The organism is Kribbella sp. NPDC031520, from assembly GCF_055580825.1.
The window spans coordinates 148719-165647 of the sequence record NZ_JBVIKS010000005.1 but is presented as its reverse complement, the minus strand read 5'-3'; the positions used below and the strand labels follow the sequence as shown (position 1 = coordinate 165647).

15 protein-coding genes are annotated in these 16929 nt (G+C 68.2%); 8 read left to right on the top strand and 7 right to left on the bottom strand.

Annotated elements, in window-relative coordinates:
- Nucleotides 1–6 precede the first annotated feature (6 nt).
- The 5 genes from ACZ5BU_RS26000 to ACZ5BU_RS25980 all read right to left on the bottom strand — a co-directional run bounded on the left by ACZ5BU_RS26000 (nucleotide 7) and on the right by ACZ5BU_RS25980 (nucleotide 6560).
- On the bottom strand, nucleotides 7–897 hold the full coding sequence (locus ACZ5BU_RS26000; protein ID WP_465702979.1) for a carbohydrate ABC transporter permease: 891 nt from the start codon (nucleotides 895–897) through the stop codon (nucleotides 7–9).
- On the bottom strand, nucleotides 897–2264 hold the full coding sequence (ngcE, locus tag ACZ5BU_RS25995; protein WP_465702977.1) for an N-acetylglucosamine/diacetylchitobiose ABC transporter substrate-binding protein: 1368 nt from the start codon (nucleotides 2262–2264) through the stop codon (nucleotides 897–899). The genes ACZ5BU_RS26000 and ngcE overlap by 1 nt, the downstream gene beginning before the upstream one ends.
- Nucleotides 2265–2362: 98 nt before the next feature.
- Entirely contained in the window at nucleotides 2363–3031 is a 669-nt protein-coding gene (locus tag ACZ5BU_RS25990) for an N-acetylmannosamine-6-phosphate 2-epimerase (RefSeq protein WP_465702975.1), read from the bottom strand.
- Complete coding sequence (locus tag ACZ5BU_RS25985) at nucleotides 3028–3915, bottom strand: N-acetylglucosamine kinase (protein WP_465702973.1); 888 nt, start codon at nucleotides 3913–3915, stop codon at nucleotides 3028–3030. Before ACZ5BU_RS25985 ends, ACZ5BU_RS25990 begins: the two co-directional genes overlap by 4 nt.
- Entirely contained in the window at nucleotides 3912–6560 is a 2649-nt protein-coding gene (locus ACZ5BU_RS25980; protein WP_465702971.1) for a hypothetical protein, read from the bottom strand. The genes ACZ5BU_RS25985 and ACZ5BU_RS25980 overlap by 4 nt, the downstream gene beginning before the upstream one ends.
- A 127-nt stretch (nucleotides 6561–6687) precedes the next feature.
- Here ACZ5BU_RS25980 and ACZ5BU_RS25975 point away from each other — a divergent pair, with 127 nt between their 5' ends.
- Nucleotides 6688–7773, top strand: a complete 1086-nt coding sequence (locus ACZ5BU_RS25975) for a glycoside hydrolase family 172 protein (RefSeq protein ID WP_465702969.1) — start codon at nucleotides 6688–6690, stop codon at nucleotides 7771–7773.
- Here ACZ5BU_RS25975 and ACZ5BU_RS25970 read toward each other — a convergent pair.
- Complete coding sequence (locus ACZ5BU_RS25970) at nucleotides 7741–8364, bottom strand: hypothetical protein (RefSeq protein WP_465702967.1); 624 nt, start codon at nucleotides 8362–8364, stop codon at nucleotides 7741–7743. The two genes, ACZ5BU_RS25975 and ACZ5BU_RS25970, sit on opposite strands and share 33 nt — an antisense overlap.
- Nucleotides 8365–8453: 89 nt before the next feature.
- On the opposite strand from ACZ5BU_RS25970, the gene ACZ5BU_RS25965 reads away from it, so the two are divergent.
- Together ACZ5BU_RS25965 and ACZ5BU_RS25960 are read left to right on the top strand one after the other, a co-directional pair.
- The gene (locus tag ACZ5BU_RS25965; protein ID WP_465702965.1) at nucleotides 8454–9221 is read left to right on the top strand and encodes a polysaccharide deacetylase family protein; all 768 of its coding nucleotides are present in this window, start codon (nucleotides 8454–8456) and stop codon (nucleotides 9219–9221) included.
- A complete protein-coding gene (locus ACZ5BU_RS25960) occupies nucleotides 9218–10417 on the top strand; it encodes a YncE family protein (protein ID WP_465702963.1) in 1200 nt (399 codons plus the stop codon). Before ACZ5BU_RS25965 ends, ACZ5BU_RS25960 begins: the two co-directional genes overlap by 4 nt.
- Here the strand turns inward: ACZ5BU_RS25960 and ACZ5BU_RS25955 are convergent.
- Complete coding sequence (locus ACZ5BU_RS25955) at nucleotides 10414–11157, bottom strand: GntR family transcriptional regulator (protein ID WP_465702962.1); 744 nt, start codon at nucleotides 11155–11157, stop codon at nucleotides 10414–10416. The two genes, ACZ5BU_RS25960 and ACZ5BU_RS25955, sit on opposite strands and share 4 nt — an antisense overlap.
- Nucleotides 11158–11366: 209 nt before the next feature.
- Here ACZ5BU_RS25955 and ACZ5BU_RS25950 point away from each other — a divergent pair, with 209 nt between their 5' ends.
- The 5 genes from ACZ5BU_RS25950 to ACZ5BU_RS25930 all read left to right on the top strand — a co-directional run bounded on the left by ACZ5BU_RS25950 (nucleotide 11367) and on the right by ACZ5BU_RS25930 (nucleotide 16924).
- A complete protein-coding gene (locus ACZ5BU_RS25950) occupies nucleotides 11367–11531 on the top strand; it encodes a hypothetical protein (RefSeq protein ID WP_465702960.1) in 165 nt (54 codons plus the stop codon).
- A gap of 124 nt (nucleotides 11532–11655) precedes the next feature.
- On the top strand, nucleotides 11656–12444 hold the full coding sequence (locus tag ACZ5BU_RS25945) for a TIGR03084 family metal-binding protein (RefSeq protein ID WP_465702959.1): 789 nt from the start codon (nucleotides 11656–11658) through the stop codon (nucleotides 12442–12444).
- Nucleotides 12441–14219 (top strand): acyclic terpene utilization AtuA family protein, encoded by a 1779-nt coding sequence (locus ACZ5BU_RS25940; protein WP_465702957.1) that lies wholly within the window; start codon nucleotides 12441–12443, stop codon nucleotides 14217–14219. The genes ACZ5BU_RS25945 and ACZ5BU_RS25940 overlap by 4 nt, the downstream gene beginning before the upstream one ends.
- Nucleotides 14216–15337, top strand: a complete 1122-nt coding sequence (locus ACZ5BU_RS25935) for an acyl-CoA dehydrogenase family protein (RefSeq protein WP_465702956.1) — start codon at nucleotides 14216–14218, stop codon at nucleotides 15335–15337. Before ACZ5BU_RS25940 ends, ACZ5BU_RS25935 begins: the two co-directional genes overlap by 4 nt.
- 33 nt (nucleotides 15338–15370) lie before the next feature.
- On the top strand, nucleotides 15371–16924 hold the full coding sequence (locus tag ACZ5BU_RS25930) for an acyl-CoA carboxylase subunit beta (protein WP_465702954.1): 1554 nt from the start codon (nucleotides 15371–15373) through the stop codon (nucleotides 16922–16924).
- Nucleotides 16925–16929: the final 5 nt, after the last annotated feature.

The following is a 16929-nucleotide window of genomic DNA, read 5'->3' as shown; positions in this document are numbered from 1 at the left end:
GCCTCCTCAGTACTCCACCCGCTCGCGGCGGGTCAGCCGGAACGTCAGCAGGGTCAGGATCATGTTGATCAAGAACAAGGTCACCCCGATCGCGGAGGCGTAGCCGAACTTCCCGTACGTGAACGCGTTCGAGTACATGTACAACGAGACGACCTGGGTGGCGTCGTCGGGACCACCCGGCCCGACGGACAGGATCTTCACCAGCGCGAACATGTCCAGCGCACCGATCACCTGAAAGGCGAGCGCGGTCTGCACGGTGTTCCAGATCAACGGCAACGTCAGCCGGAAGAACGACTGCATCGCGCCCGCGCCGTCCAGCAGCGCGGCCTCGTACAGCTCGCGCGGGATCGCCGCCATCGCGGCCGTGAACAGTACGACGTAGAACCCGACGCCGCCCCAGACGACCACAGCCATGATCGACCCGAGCGCCGTACGGCCGTCACCGAGCCACAACCGGGTCAGCCCGCCGAGACCGACCGCGCGGAGGAATCCGTTCAGCAGCCCGTTGCGCGGCTCGAAGACGAACTGCCAGAGCACGCCGACGATCGCGATCGACAGGACGCCGGGGAAGAAGTACACGACCTTGTAGATCCGCGACCCCGGTACGCCGCCGCGGTAGTTCAGCGCCGCGGAGAAGAACAGCGACAGCGTGACGATGATGATCGGTAACGAGACCAGCAGGAACAGGTTGTGCCGCAACGCGACCCAGAACACCGAGTCGTGGAACAGCGTCACGAAGTTCGAGAACCCGATGTAGTGGTAGCTCGCCGAAAGCCCCTCCCAGTTCGTGAACGCGATCGGGAACGCCTGCACGTACGGCGAGATCACGAACACCGCATACACGGCCAGCGGAACCACCAGCAGGCTGATGACGAAGCGGTACTTCCCGTGGTGCATCAGTCGTGGAACTTCTTGATCGACGGGTCCTTCGCGGTCTCGTCGGCGTACTTCTGCATCTGCTTGCTCCACCCGTCTGGCGTGAGCTCCTGGTTCATCAGCGCGGCCATCGCCTTGTCCGAGTTGTCCAGCAGCTTCTTGTACCAGAGCCGCCACGACCAGTCCGCGAACATGTTGGTGCCGGCCGCCTCGATCACCGCCTGCATCGACTTGTTCGCGGAGGACAGCTCGACACCGTCGGTGGCACCCTTCACCACGGTCAGCGACTTCGTCACCTTGGTGAAGTTCTGCATGCACTGCTTGGAGACGATGATCCGCAGCAGTTCCAGCCCGCCTTGCGGGTTCTTCGCCTTCGACGGGACGATCAGCGCACCGCCGGGGCCGCCGGTGACCGTCTCGAACGGCGCCTTGTCCGCGGGCGACGTCCCCGGTACCGGGACCATCGTCATCCCGAGGTCCTTCGGCGCGATGTCACCGAGCTCGTTCTCCAGCCAGCCGCCGCAGGGGATGAACACGGCCTTGCCCTGTGCCCAGTACGTCTGCGACTGGGTGTGCGTGAGCGCCTGCGAGCCCTCGAGCAGGTAGCCCTTCGCGGCCAGCTCCTGGTAGCCCTCGGCGGCCGCGATCAGCGCCGGGTCGCGCCACGCGTTCGGCTCCAGGTTGTCGAGCTTCTTCTTCAGGTCCGGGCCGGCGGCCTTGTACGCCGTCATCAGCATCGGGTTGGTGAGGTACCCGGGAAACTTGCCCTGGTACGTCCACGGCGCGATGTCCGTCGTCTTCTTGATCTCCGCGCAGAGCGCCAGCATGTCGTCCCAGTACTTCGGGTACTCCCAGCCGTGCTTGTCCATCAGCGGCTTGCTGTACCAGATCCCGCCGACGCCGAACACGTACGGCATCTCGTACTTCACCCCGTCGTACCGCCCCGCCTCCGCGACGCCCGGGAGCAGCGTGTCGCGGACCTTCATGCCGGGCTGGCCGTACGCCTCCATGTCGAGCAGTCGGCCGATGTCCATGACCTGCTTCTGCGCGGCCAGGGTGGCGCCGTCCAGGCCGACGTTCTCGATCAGGTCGGGCGGGTCGCCCTGGATGAAGCGGGGCTGCAACTGCTGCTGGAGCTGCTGCCCGCTGGTCAGCTTCACGTCCGCCTTCGGGAACTCCTTGCGGTACAGATCCAGCGGCATCGTGGTCCATTCCTTGCCGTAGCCGCCGTCGAAGTTGAAGAACTCCAGCGGCTTGCTGCCGTCGACAGAGCTCCCGGACACGGCTGGGGTCTTGTCGGCGACCGGCTTCGCGCAGGAGGCGAGCGTGGCGACGGCGGATCCGGCGAGGGCGGCGCGGAGCAGGGTACGGCGGTCGACCTCGATCATGATGACGAGTCCTCTCAGGTGACTGCGTCATGGATACGCCCGGCGTCCTGCGCGCGGAACCCCGCGGGACAAGCTCGTCTAGACCACTGTGCGCGGGTCTAGCGGGCCGGGATCGCGCCGGCCAGCCGCGCGGTCAGGTCCATCGGGTTCGTGATCGCGTGACCGACGACGACCGCGTACGCGCCCGCATCGCAGACGCCACGGACGTCCTCGGGGGTCCGGATCCGGCCCTCGGCGACGACCGGGCAGTCCAGCTTCGCGACCAGCTGCCGGACCAGTTCGACGTCCGGTCCGGCCGGCGTACGGCCATTGGTATAGCCGGACAGCGTCGTCGCGACGAGATCCGCACCCGCGGCCCGGGCGGCCAGGCCTGCTTCGAGAGTGTCCACGTCGGCCATCACCGGTACGCCGAGCTCGGCGTGGACGCGGGCGATCTGTCCCGCGAGCTGTTGTCCGTCCGGGCGCGGGCGCAGGGTCGCGTCGAGCGCGACCAGGTCGGCTCCGGCGGCGACGACTCCGGCCGCGGCTTCGTACGTCGGGGTGATGAACACGCCCGCCGGGTCGCCGAGCTTGTGGATGCCGATGATCGGCAGCTCGGTCACCGCACGGATCGCCGCGATGTCCTGCGGCCCGTTCGCCCGGATCGCGCCGGCGCCGCCCGCTTCGGCGGCCTGTGCCATCAGGGCCATCCCAGCGGGGCCGTAGAGCGGGTTCTCGGGACTCGCCTGGCAGGACACGACCAGGGTGCCGGGGGCAAGGGTTCTCATCGGCGGTGCGTCACAATCAGGTCGGCGTACGGTCCCGTCGGTCCGGTGGCGAGGCGTTCGGCGCCGTCGAGCGAGTTGCCGGCCGCGGGGGTGAGCTGCGCCCGTTCGGGCAGCGCTGCGCGGACGGGTGTCAGGAGTTGTTCGCCGGCGCCCGTGAACAGCCCGCCGACGCACGCGACCGGTACGGGTCCTTCGCCGGCGAGTTGGGCGACCGCGGCCTCGATCGTCTCGGCGATGTCGGCGGCGGCGCGGACGAGCAACTCGTTCGCGACCGGATCGCCTTCGGCGGCACACCGCAGTACGTCGGGAGCGAACCGCGCGACGTCGTCCACCAATGTCGGCGAACGGTAGAGCGTCACCGGATCGAGCGACGTCTCGGCCAGCTTGGTCGCAGGTCCGCGGCCGTCACGAGCCCGCTGCACGGCGACCAGCCCGGCCCGGCCGATCGCGAACGCACTGCCCGCATCCCCGAACAGGTACCCGTGACCGTCGAGCTTGCGCCAGGTGCCGTCCCGGTCCACCGCGAGACAGACCAGACCGGTGCCTGCGGCAACTACCACGCCGTACCCGTCGGGAAGCGCACCGGCATGCGCGGTCACCATGTCCTGCGTCAGCCGGACCTCGTCCGCGTTCAGCAGCACCCCGACCTCCGCCGCGAACCGCTCCGCAGCACCCGGCGCCTGTGGAAAACCGGTGAGCCCGAGCGCGACAACCTCGACGCGGCCTGCCGGCTCAGCCTCCGCCGCGGCGGCGCGGATCGCGTCGGATAGGTTGCGGAGCGCGTCCGGACCGTGGGTGTAGCCGGGTCCGGTGCCGGTCCGGCCGGACGGGAGAACACGAAGACGGAGAGCGGACTGCCCGCCGTCGATGGCGATCTGCGTCATGCGGTGATCCAGTGTGAATAGTCTTGCCAAGGGAGATGCCAGCGGTTCACTTTGCGGGTACTGCGGTCCTGGCCGGCGGTGTCGTTCGCTGCCAGGCGGACCGTGCCGATGGTCTCGTCATACCTCACCACGGGTGAGCCGGTGAAGTGCAGCGTACCGACAGGTTCCCAGTCGGTGTGGCCGCCGCGGACGTCGATCATCGAACAGTGGTGGATCCGGCGGTCGGCGCCCAGGACGTAGACCTCGATCGCGTCGGCGCCGGGGTTGAAGGCGACCACGGGGTCGTCGGCCAGCTCGAGGTCGCCGAGTTGTTGCCAGCGGCCCTGTCCGACCCGGTCGTCGAGGTAGGTGTGGTGCAGGTGGTTGTCGGCGCCGCGGACGTAGATCTCGTACGAGTTCGCCGGGTCGTTCCGCGCCCACACCGGCTCACCGGCGACCTGCAGGTCTTCGACGATGGCGCGCACCCCGCCTTGGACCCGTACGACCCGTCCGTCTTCACCACTGTGGAAGGTGGGTTGTGCGGGCTCGCCCTTGCGGATGGATTCGAACTCCGCACGGATGGCCGCCACGGGCTCGGGGTTGTGCCGGACCTCCGGGAAGAACGGCCTACGTTGCAGGTACTGCATGGTGGCGATCAGGGTCGGGGCGACCGACCACCCAGTCTCCACGCAGTACGGTCCCCAGCCGAGGTCGGCGTTCGAGCCGTAGTACTCCCAGGCGTCGAAGTCGAACGCGCGCTGCCAGGTGCCGTGCAGCTGCTCGTCGTCCGGGTCGTCGATCTGGATCCGGCTCAGGTAGTCGAGGACGCCGTGCGCGAGTTCTTCGAAGACGGACTCGCCTGTGATCTGGTAGGCGATCGGCAACGCCCAGGCCGCGAACGGGGTGCCGTACAGCTGGTCGGTGACCGGGTCACCGTTCGCCTGGAAGATCGACGCCTCGTCGACGCCGTACGCCTCGTTGCTCGGCGGGCACTTGCCGTCCCACTCGGCGAACCCACCGTCGGGTCCTTGGCGGCTCTTCAGGAAGTCCGCGAGGTCGAGCATCGTCTGTAGATAAAGGGGTTTGCGGGTGTAGAAGTAGCCGCCCGCCAGCGGCAGGAGGAAGCGGCCGGCTTCGCAGGTGCGGCTGGTTTCGAGGCGGGCTCGCGGGTGGTTCTTGGCCATGTGGTCGAGGCCGCGCTCGGCGACTTCCAGGTACGACGGCTCGCCGGTGATGCCGTACGCGTAGAGGTACGCGCACTGCGCCGAGCTCTGCCAGTGCGACGTGAGGTCGAGGCCGTCCTCGATCGGACTGCGGCCGAACTCGTCCCAGCCCTTCACCATCAGGGTGGACGGGGTGCGCCACGGGTCTACTTGGAGGCCTAGTTCGGTGTTGGCGGTGCGGATCAGGGACTCCACGCCGCGGAGGCCTGGTTCGAGGTGGCCGGACATCAGGGCGAAGAGGGCGATCCAGCCGCCGTCGTCGGCGAAGAGGTTGTTGGTGTGGGTCAGGTCGGTCCGTGCGCCGCGTGGTTCGAAGGCGCCGTACAGGTTGTTGCGGTCGGTCAGCTGTTCTTCCTGTACGACGCGGCGCATGAGGTTGGCGGCGATGGTGCGACCGCGGGGGAAGTCGGCAAGGTCGGCGTACCTGCTGAAGGCGTGCGCGGTCTGCGTGTAGCAGTCGCCGCGTGGGACCGGCCGGAACGGCAGCTTCCCGTCGAACCCGACCTCGTTCGAGAACCCCTCCGCAACACCCTTCGAACCATCGGGTGCGTCGTAGAACATCCCGGCCCGGTCGAACCACTCGATGCCCCGGTGAACCATCCTTCTGTACCGCTCGTCCCTTGGGCTGATGGTGATCGTCACCGTCTGCTCACCGACGACGAAGGTGTGCGCTCCGTCGGGAAGCACCAAAGGCCCGGACTCGTACCGCCCAGGGCCCATCTCGCGCAGTTCCACCGACACGTCCGACGCTCGGGCTGTTGGGGGCGCGGGGGCTTTGCGGACTACCAGCTTGATCGGGTCGCCGGAGGCTGCCCAGACGTGGGGTTCTGTGAAGACCTCTACCTCGGGTGGCTCTTCGGTGTTGGCGAGGGTGGCGACGATCAACTCCAGCAGGCGGTGCCAGCGGCGGCGGGGTTTGTAGTTGCCTTGGCGGTGGTGGCTCAGGGCTGTGGTGGCGTACAGGAGACGGCCTTCGCCTACCGGGATGTCCAGGAGGGCGGGGAAGGTTTCGGCGGGTGGGCCGAAGACTGCTTTGTGGGTGCCGGCGACTGTGCCGTAGGTGAGGAGTTCTGTGGCGCCTTCGGGAGGGGTTACGTGTTGGGCTCGGGAGAGGTGTTCGTCGAGGATGCTGAGCGGCTCGATGCCATGCAACGGTTCTCGGGTGAAGATCCGTTCGATGTGTGCGTCGCGGATGTCGCCGGCCGGGAGGAAGCCGTCGTCCACAGCGAACTCGACGTACGCCGTCCCGCCGGCGCCCACGTACTCCGCGAGGGCGTCTGTCTGGAGGTGCACCGGTGTCGGGTAGTCGGCGGCGAGTACCACCACCGCCTGGTACCCGCCGAGGTCCGCGGGGAGTTCGTCGTACCGGTCCGCGACCAGGCCGGCGGTGGTGAAGGCGGCGGCCGGGCCGGGTGGGGCGATCAGCGCGACAGAAGCAGGCACCGGTTCACTGTTGCCGACTATTCACAGCCGGTAAAGCAGCCCGAGTAGACCACTCACCCGGAATCGGACAGAGCGGTCTCCTCGGACCGGGTGTGGCCGAGCGGTGGCGCGCCTAGGGTCGTCGGGTATGGGTAACTTCAACGGTCTCGACATACATCTCGGCAACCTGGCGCGGCTGTCGTCCGCGCGGTCCTACTCGATCAGCGCGGAGAACCCGGACGGTGCGAAGGCCGGCGGTGCGCGGGCCACCGAAGGAATCCTGTCGCGGCAGGCCCGCGACCTCGGCCCGGGCTGGAAGATCCAGCCGTGCATCAACCTCGCCGCCGAGTCGACCACCACGCTTGCCGACATCGACGGATCCGGCGCGATCACGCACCTCTGGATCACGGTCGACTCGACGACGTGGCGCTCGCTGGTACTGCGGATGTACTGGGACGGCGAGGAGACACCGTCGGTCGAGGTACCGCTCGGCGACTTCTTCTGCAACGGATGGGGCCGGCACTGCCAGGTGAGTTCGATCCCGATCGCGGTGAACCCGAAGGGCGGGTTCAACAGCTACTGGCAGCTGCCGTTCCGGGCCGGCGCCCGGATCACGATCGAGAACCTGCTGGAGACGGAGGTCGAGAACTTCTTCTACCAGGTCGACTTCACCCGTACCGACGTACCGGCTGACATGGCGTACTTCCACGCCCAGTTCCGGCGTTCCAACCCGGTTCCGTACGGCGAGGTGCACACCCTGCTCGACGGCGTCCACGGGCAGGGGCAGTACGTCGGCACGTACCTCGCGTGGGGCTGCAACAACACCGGCTGGTGGGGCGAGGGCGAGTTCAAGTTCTACCTGGACGGCGACGACGAGTACCCGACGATCTGCGGCACGGGGACCGAGGACTACTTCGGCGGCGCGTGGGGGTTCGAGCACCCGGCGGGTCAGTACGCGACCTTCAGCACGCCGTACCTCGGCATGCCGCAGGTCATCGAACCGGACGGCTTCGTCGACAACCAGCAACGCTTCGGCCTGTACCGCTGGCACATCCAGGACACGATCCGCTTCACCGAGGACCTCCGCGTCACCGTCCAGGCTCTCGGTTGGCGCCGCGACGGACGCTTCCTCCAGCTCCAGGACGACCTGGCGTCGACGTCGTACTGGTACCAGACCGAGCCGCACGCGCCGTTCCCGGAGCTACCTGGAAAGGACTACCTGGAGGTGGTCTAGCGGTACGCCCGCCAGCCGGATGCTCGGCTCGGCCCAGTCGTTCAAGATGGCGTCGGTGCTGAGGTGGCCGGCGAGTTCGGACCGGCTGAGTTCGAAGACGTGGGCGGCGTTGCCGGTGAGGTCGACGACCGACTGCATGAGGCCGCCGACCTGGGCGGTCCAGACGGCGTCGTCGATGTCGTACTGGTCGGGGCGGATCAGCAGCAGGTCCACGTCGCTGTCGAGGTCGCCGTCGCCGCGGGCGATCGCGCCGTACACGCTCGCGTGCACCGGGGCGATGCTCCACGTGTCGAGCTCGTCGGCGAGGCGGGTCAGCAACGTACTGCGGAGGTTCGCGAGTTGCTCGACGATCGGCGCGAGCAGGTGCTTGCGATTGAGGCGATACAGCAACGAGTTGCCGAGGTCGTCGCCGTGCACCAGGCCGGTCGCCGCGAGTCGTTGCAGGACGAGCCGTACGCCCGCGACACTGCCCGCGCCGGCGAGCTTGTGGATCTGGCGACCGGACAGACCTTCCTCGGCCGCGGCCAGGACGAGCAGCACCGGTCCGTCGAGGGACGGCACGACCGTACTGATGGGGTTCCCGAGATCCACCGGACCACCCTAGTGACCGGCCGGATCCGTTCCGCAATCTTCCTGACTGCTCAGGGTCCGCTCAGCGTCGCGTACGTACGTTCGCCGTTATGGAGCGCCGTACTGTCCTGAGATCGGCACTGCTGGCGATCGGCACGAGCGCCGCGGTTGGCTGCACGAACAACTCGAGCGCTCCACCACCGACCCGAACCGAACCACCGACCACCCCGGCCGCGCCGCAGCCCTCCCGGATGATGCCGAAGCCTTCGCCGCCGACCGAGGCGGTCGAGATCGGGCACGGCCCGCGGACCGGGACGCAGGTCGCGCTGACCTTCCATGGGAACGGTGATCCGGCGCTCGCCACCAAGTTGCTCGACCTCGTCGAACACGCCGGCGCCAAGGTGAGCGTCCTCGCCGTCGGCACCTGGCTGGCCGCCCATCCCGAGCTGGCGGTCCGCGTACTGAAGGGCGGCCACGACCTCGGCAACCACACGATGCACCACAAGCCGATGCGTCAACTCGATGCAGCCGAGGCCCGCCGGGAAGTCCAGGACTGCGCGGCAGTCCTTCGCCGTACGGCGAAGAGCCCGGGCCGATGGTTCCGCGCCTCCGGAACCCAGCAGACCACCGCACTCATTCGATCGGCGGCCGCGGCATCCGGATACGCTACGTGCGTGTCGTACGACGTCGACGGCCTCGATTGGCAGGACCCGCCCACCGCCACCGTGGTGCGGGCGGTTCTGGACGGCGTCCATCCCGGCTCGATCGTCAGCCTGCATCTCGGCCACCCGGTGACGATCGCGGCGCTCCCGCAGATCCTGTCCGGGCTGCGGGCCGCGCACCTCACCCCGGTCACGTTGAGCGAGCTTCTGCAGTGAGACGAGTCGTTGCCCTGAGCATCATCCTGCTGCTTGCCATGAACGGCTGTAGCGGCAGCAGTCACCGCACCACCTCGACCACCGGCGCATCGACGCCCCCTGACCGGACGCCCGCGCCGGCGGCCCGCAGTACGTCGACCCCGACACCCCACCTGCTTCCCGGCATGCCGAAGCCGCTGTCGCCGACCGACGTCTGGGCCGCCGATCGTCCGGGCCGGCTCGCGGCAGCCGTACGCCGGGACCCGTACCGGATCTACGTCCCGAACAGCGGCAGCGACACCGTCACCGAGATCGATCCGCGGACCTACAAGGTGATCCGCACCTTCCGGACGGCCCGCGAGCCGCAACACGTCGTACCGTCCTGGGACCTGAGGTTCCTGTGGGTCAACAACGATCTCGGCAACACCCTCACCCCGATCAACCCGCTGACCGGACTGCCCGGGAGGCCGGTCGCCGTCCACGACCCGTACAACCTGTACTTCACGCCGGACGGCAAGCACGCGGTCGTGATGGCGTCGAACGACAAGCAGCTCGTGTTCCGGAATCCGCACACGATGGCCGTACAGAAGGTCGTCCCGGTGCCGTGCGCCGGGGTGAACCACGCGGACTTCTCGGCGGACGGTACGTCGTTCCTGGTGTCCTGCGAGTTCTCCGGGCAACTGCTGCTGGTGGACACCGCCGCGGAGAAGGTCCTGCAGGTACTGCGACTGCCCGGCCGGCGCGGGATGCACGCGCCGATGCCGCAGGACGTGAAACTGTCGCCGGACGGACGCTTCTACTACGTCGCGGACATGATGACCAACGGCGTGTGGGTGCTGTCCGCGCATCCACCGATCCGGATCCTGCAGTTCGTCCCGACCGGCCTCGGTGCGCACGGGCTCTACGTCACCCGGAACTCGCGGTACCTGATCGTCACGAACCGCGGCGAGGGCTCGATCTCGATGCTCGACTTCCGCACCGGCAAGGTGGTCCGGAAGATCAAGATCGCGGGCGGCGGCAGCCCGGACATGGGCGGGATCTCGCCGGACGGCCTGGTGCTGTGGGTCTCCGGCCGGTACAACGCGGTCGTCTACGCCATCCGCCTCAGCGACGGCAAACTCCTGGCCCGCATCCCGGTCGGCAACGGCCCCCACGGCCTTGCGGTCTTCCCCCAACCCGGCCGCTACTCACTCGGCCACACGGGTGTCTTCCGTTAGAGGCCGCGAGCATTGACGCGGGGGCTTGGCGTGGTGGTGCGGAGTTCGGTGGTGAAGGCGTAGCGGTCGCCTCGGTAGACCGCGGACGTGTACTCGAAGACGCGGTCGCGGCTGTCGAAGCTGACGCCGTGCAGGGCAATGCACGGCTGTGTGGTCGGGATGTCCAGCCAGCCGCCCGTCTTCGCGTCGGGCATCACCGGTTCGAGCCGGGACGTCGCGCTGACCACTTCGATGCCGTACCGGGTGGTCAGGAGGTCGTACAGCGAACCGCCAAGGTCTTCGGCGCGTAGACCGGGGACGTACGCAGCCGGCAGCGTGGTCCGCTCGACCACCATCGGGTGGTCGTCGGCGAGCCGCAACCGGGTGAACGCGATGATCGCGTCGCCGACCGGGATCCGCAGCCGGCGCGCCGCGGCCCGCTCGGCCCGCTGGTGCCGGAACTCGAGCATCGTGCTGCCCGGGCGCATCCCGCGGCGCCGGATGTCCTCGGAGAACCCGATCATCCCGAGCCAGCGCGCCACCTTCGGACGGGTCGTGTACGTGCCGCTGCCGTGCCGCCGGACCAGCAGCTCCTCGATCACGAGCTCGTCGACCGCTCGGCGCAGCGTCATCCGGGCGACGTTCCAGCGCGCCGCGAGCTCCCGCTCGGCCGGCAGCGCGGCGCCCTCCGGCAACGTGTCGATCAGACTCAGCAACAACGCCCGGATCTCGGCGGCCTTCCCCGGCAGCGAACCATGCATTGCACCTGAGTAGCAGGTACTGGACCACTCCGGAACCTTTTAGACCACCGTTGAACAGACCACTTACGCGTCGCGGTGCGGCTGCAGCGACCGCAGAGGTCGTGCCGGCGCTTTCTGGTGACAACCGGCGTACTGTGGCAGTAGTCCCGGAACCGATGACACCCCACCTTGAGGCTGCCAGCCATACCGGCCCTCTTGCAGGAGATGTCATGTCGGTCATCAATCGTCGGGGCACGCCCGAATCACCCGAGCCCGGCAAGCCGCCGTCGGCTGTCGACGAGCTCTCGAAACCAGTACCGGTCCGCGTCCCGCGTAACCGGGCTCGCGACGCCTTCGCCGGCCTCCGTCGGCTGGGCCGCCGCGGCAAGCACTGAGTCCGGTCTCTCCGACGGTCGCCTGATCGTCGGAGAGCTTTGCCAACCGGAAAACAAGCACGCTTGATTCTTTTTCGCCGGAGTGGGAAGCTCGGCTGCATCGATCCCGGCGAGGGAGTGCAGCGTGCAACTGGACGAAGTGCTGGCGGATCTGTGGGCCGAGAGTGCCGAGTTGGATCGGTTGGTCGGTGGGCTGGCGGCGGACGAGTGGTCCACTCCGACTCCGGCCGAGGGGTGGACGATCGCGCATCAGATCGCGCATCTGGCCTGGACGGACGAGGCGGCGCAGCTCGCGGCAACAGACCCCGAAGGGTTCAAGGCTTCGTTGCAGGTCGCGGCAGCCAGTCCGACGACGTACGTCGACGACGGCGCGGCGGAGACGGCCGCACTGCCGCCGGATCAGCTGCTGACGTACTGGCGGGAGACTCGTACGGAGGTCGCCGAGGCGCTGAAGAAGGTGCCGGCCGGCGAGAAGGTGCTCTGGTACGGACCGCCGATGAGTCCGACGTCGATGGCGACGGCGCGGTTGATGGAGACGTGGGCGCACGGGCAGGACGTCTTCGATGCTCTCGGCGTACGACGGCAACCGAGCAACCGGCTGCGGCACGTCGCCCACCTGGCGGTACGGACGCGGGACTTCGCGTACCTGCTGAACAACCGCACGCCGCCTGGCGAACCGTTTCGCGTTGAACTGACCGGGCCGGACGGTGATGCGTGGGCCTTCGGTCCTGAGGACGCCGGTCAGCGGGTGAGTGGTCCGGCGCTCGACTTCTGCTTGCTGGCCACCCAACGGCGGCATCGCGACGACCTGGCGGTGCAGGCCGAAGGCGCCGACGCCGAGGAGTGGCTGGGCATCATCCAGGCCTTCGCAGGCATGCCAGGCAAAGGCCGCACAGCAGGACAGTTCGAATGAGCACGCCCGGGAGCTCGGACGGCGGCGCCTCGCCGCACCTCCCGACGCCCGCTGCGGGTGCCTCCCTCACCACCCCCATCCGCATTGGGAATGCCTCTGGGTTCTACGGGGATCGGTTCAGTGCGGTGCAAGAGATGCTTACCGGTGGGCCGTTGGATGTGTTGACGGGGGATTATCTGGCCGAGCTGACGATGCTGATACTCGGGCGGGATCGGCTGAAGGACCCAGCTCTGGGGTTTGCGAAGACGTTCCTCAAGCAGCTCGAAAGCGGGCTTGGGGAGGCGCTCGATCGGGGCGTGAGGATCGTCAGCAACGCGGGTGGGCTGAATCCGGCGGGGCTGGCGGCGGCGATCGAGGAGCTGGCCGAGAAGCTCGGGTTGCACCCGCAGGTCGCGTACGTCGAGGGCGACGATCTCCTGCCCAGGGCGGAAGAGCTGGGGTTGGGTCAGCCGCTCACCGCCAACGCGTACCTCGGCGCGTGGGGGATTGCCGAGGCGCTGGATGCCGGCGCTGATGTGGTGGTGACCGGGCGGGTGACGGACGCCTCGGTGATCGTCGGGCCGGCGGCGGCGCATCACGGATGGGGGCGGACGCAGTACGACGAACTCGCGGGGGCGGTCGCGGCCGGGCACGTGATCGAGTGCGGGTGCCAGGCGACCGGCGGGAACTACGCGTTCTTCACCGAGATCCGCGACTTCGGGCGGCCCGGGTTCCCGATCGCGGAGATCCACGCCGACGGCAGCAGCGTGATCACCAAACACGACGGCACCGGCGGCGCGGTCACGATCGACACTGTCAAGGCGCAGCTTCTGTACGAGATCACCGGCGCCCGGTACGCCGGTCCGGACGTCACCACGCGGATCGACACGATCGAGCTGTCCTCCGACGGTCCGGATCGGGTACGGATCTCCGGCGTCCACGGCGAGGCCCCGCCGCCCACGTACAAGGTCTCGCTGAACAGCGTCGGTGGCTTCCGCAACGAGGTCGACTTCGTCCTCACCGGCCTGCAACTGGAGCAGAAGGCCGAGCTTGTCCAGAGGCAGCTCGAGGAGGCGCTGCCGAAGCGCCCGGCCGAGCTGAAGTGGTCGCTGGCCTGGACCGAGAAGCCGAACGCCGACACCGAGGAGGAGGCGAGCGTCCACCTCCGCTGCGCGGTGAAGGACCCGGATCCGACGGTCGTCGGCCGCGCCTTCAGCAGTGCGGCGGTCGAGCTGGCGCTGGCGAGCTACCCCGGGTTCCACGTCAGCGCGCCGCCCGGTGAGGGTACGCCGTACGGCGTGTTCCGGGCTGGATATGTCGACATTCACGACGTCGAGCACGTCGTCGTACTGCCCGACGGGTCGCGCAAGGTCGTCGCGCCGGCAGCCGAGACACTTCTGCTCGAGCCGGTCGACGACATCGAGGAGCCGATGCCGTTGCTGCAGCTGTCGAGCGGGCCGCCGCGGACACGCGAGGTGCCGCTCGGCCGGATTGCCGGAGCGCGCTCGGGTGACAAGGGCGGCGACGCGAACGTCGGCGTGTGGGTACGCGACGACAAGTCGTGGCGATGGCTCGCGCACACACTCACGGTGCAGCTGTTCAAGGAGCTGCTGCCGGAGACCGGCCCGCTAACGGTGACGCGGTACCTGCTTCCCAATCTGTGGGCGGTGAACTTCGTCGTCGAGGGTCTGCTGGGCGAGGGCGTCGCGGCCCAGGCGCGGTTCGATCCACAGGCGAAGGCGCTCGGGGAGTGGCTGCGATCGCGGTACGTCGACGTACCGGAGGTGCTGCTGTGAACGACTTCCGTGAGTCCGTACGGCGGTTCATGCGTGCTGAGGTGCTTCCGAATCTCGACCAGTGGGAACGGGACGGCGAACTGCCGCGGGAACTGCACAAGAAGGCGGGCGCAGTCGGCCTGCTAGGCGTCGGCTTTCCCGAGGCGGTCGGTGGTGGCGGCGGATCCCTCGTCGACGCGATCGCTGTCGTGGAGGAGATGCACTACGCCGGCGGGTCAGGCGGACTCGTCGCCTCCCTGTTGACCTGCGGAATCGCAATTCCTCACATCATTGCTGGGGGCAACGAGCAGCATGTCGAACGGTGGGTTCGTCCAACGTTGGACGGTGAGCTGATCGGAGCGCTGGCGATCACGGAACCTGGCGGCGGCTCCGACGTGGCGTCCATCCGTACGACGGCTCGCCGCGAGGGTGATGTGTTCGTGGTGAATGGCGCGAAGACGTTCATCACCTCGGGGTGCCGGGCGGATTTTGTTACCACAGCAGTCCGGACTGATGGCCCTGGACCGCATGGGATCAGCCTGCTCGTGATCGAGAAGGGCATGGCTGGGTTCGAGGTGTCGCGGCGGCTGGAGAAGATGGGCTGGTTGTGCTCGGACACGGCTGAGCTGTCCTTCACCGACGTGCGGGTGCCGGTGGGCAACCTGGTCGGTGCGCCCGGGAGCGGGTTTGTGCAGCTGGCGGTGAACTTCGTCGCCGAGCGGTTGACGTTGGCTGTGCAGGCGTATGCCGGTGCGCAGCGGGCTCTTGACCTGACGGTTGAGTGGTGTCGGCAGCGCGAGACCTTTGGTAGGCCGTTGATTTCTCGGCAGTCGGTGCAGCACACGTTGGCCGAGATGGCTCGGCGGATCTCGGTGGCGCGGGTTTACGTGCACGAGGTGGCCCGGCGGGCGGACGCGGGTGAGGATGTGATCGCCGAGACCTGTTTCGCGAAGAACACCGCGGTCGAGGCAGGGCAGTGGGTGTGTGATCAGGCGCTGCAGTTGCACGGCGGGCTCGGCTACATGCGAGAGGCCGAGGTGGAACGCCAGTACCGCGACCAGAAGATCCTCGCCATCGGCGGCGGAACGACCGAGATCCTGACCGGCCTGGCCGCGAAGAGACTGGGGTACACAGCATGAACTTCCCTCTGCCCACAGCCGCGGAGCGGGCGCATGAGTAACCGGGAAGCGATGGTGGAGAAGCTCGCAGCCCTCGACGCCGAGCACGAGAAGGCGCTCGCCGGCGGCGGGCCGAAGTACGTCGACCGGCATCATCAACGCGGCAAACTGCTGGCGCGGGAACGGATCGAGCTGCTGGTCGACCCGGACTCGTACTTCCTCGAACTCTCCCCGCTGGCCGGCTGGGGTTCCGACTTCACCGTCGGCGCCAGCCTGGTGACGGGGATCGGCGTGGTCGAAGGCGTCGAGTGCCTGATCACCGCGAACGACCCGACGGTCAAAGGCGGCTCGTCCAACCCTTGGACCCTGAAGAAGGCGTTGCGGGCGGACGAGATCGCGAGAGCGAACCGGCTGCCGGTGATCAGCCTGGTCGAGTCCGGCGGTGCGGACCTGCCGACGCAGAAGGAGATCTTCATCCCCGGCGGCGCGATGTTCCGGAACCTGACCCGGTTGTCCGCCGAGGGGATCCCGACGATCGCGCTCGTGTTCGGCAACTCGACCGCGGGCGGCGCGTACATCCCTGGCATGAGCGACCACGTGGTGATGGTCGACGGCGCTGCGAAGGTGTTCCTCGCCGGACCGCCGCTGGTGAAGATGGCGACCGGTGAGGACGCGGACGACGAGTCGCTCGGCGGCGCGTCGATGCACGCGCGGAAGTCCGGGCTGGCCGACTACTTCGCGGTCGACGAGCAGGACGCGATCCGGCTCGGCCGGCAGATCGTCTCCCGGCTGAACTGGCGCAAGCTCGGTCCGGCGCCGAACCCGTCGTACGACGAGCCTCTGCACGACGCGGACGACCTGCTCGACATCGTGCCGGGCGACCTGAAGATCCCGTTCGATCCACGGGACGTGATCGCCCGGGCGGTGGACGGGTCGGTGTTCGACGAGTTCAAGCCGCTGTACGGGTCGTCGCTGGCGACCGGGTGGGCGTCGGTGCACGGGTACCCGGTGGGGATCCTCGCGAACGCGCGCGGCGTGCTGTTCAGCGAGGAGTCGCAGAAGGCGGCGCAGTTCATCCAGCTCGCGAACCGGGCGAACACCCCGCTGATCTTCCTGCACAACACGACTGGGTACATGGTCGGGCAGGAGTACGAGCAGGGCGGGATCATCAAGCACGGCGCGCAGATGATCAACGCGGTCTCGAACTCTCGCGTGCCGCATATCTCGATCTTGATGGGGGCATCGTACGGCGCCGGGCACTACGGGATGTGCGGGCGGGCGTTCGATCCACGGTTCCTGTTCGCGTGGCCGTCGGCGAAGTCGGCGGTGATGGGGCCGCAGCAGCTCGCCGGCGTGCTGTCGATCGTCGCGCGGGCAGCGGCCGAGGCGAAGGGCATGCCGTACGACGAGGACGGCGACAAGCAGATGCGCGCGTACGTCGAAGGTCAGATCGAAGCGGAGTCCCTCCCGATGTTCCTGTCCGGCCGCCTGTACGACGACGGCGTCATCGACCCCCGAGACACCCGAACCGTCCTGGGCATCTGCCTCTCCGCCATCCACTCCGCCCCAGTCGAAGGCACGTCCAACTTCGGCGTCTTCAGAATGTGATGCAG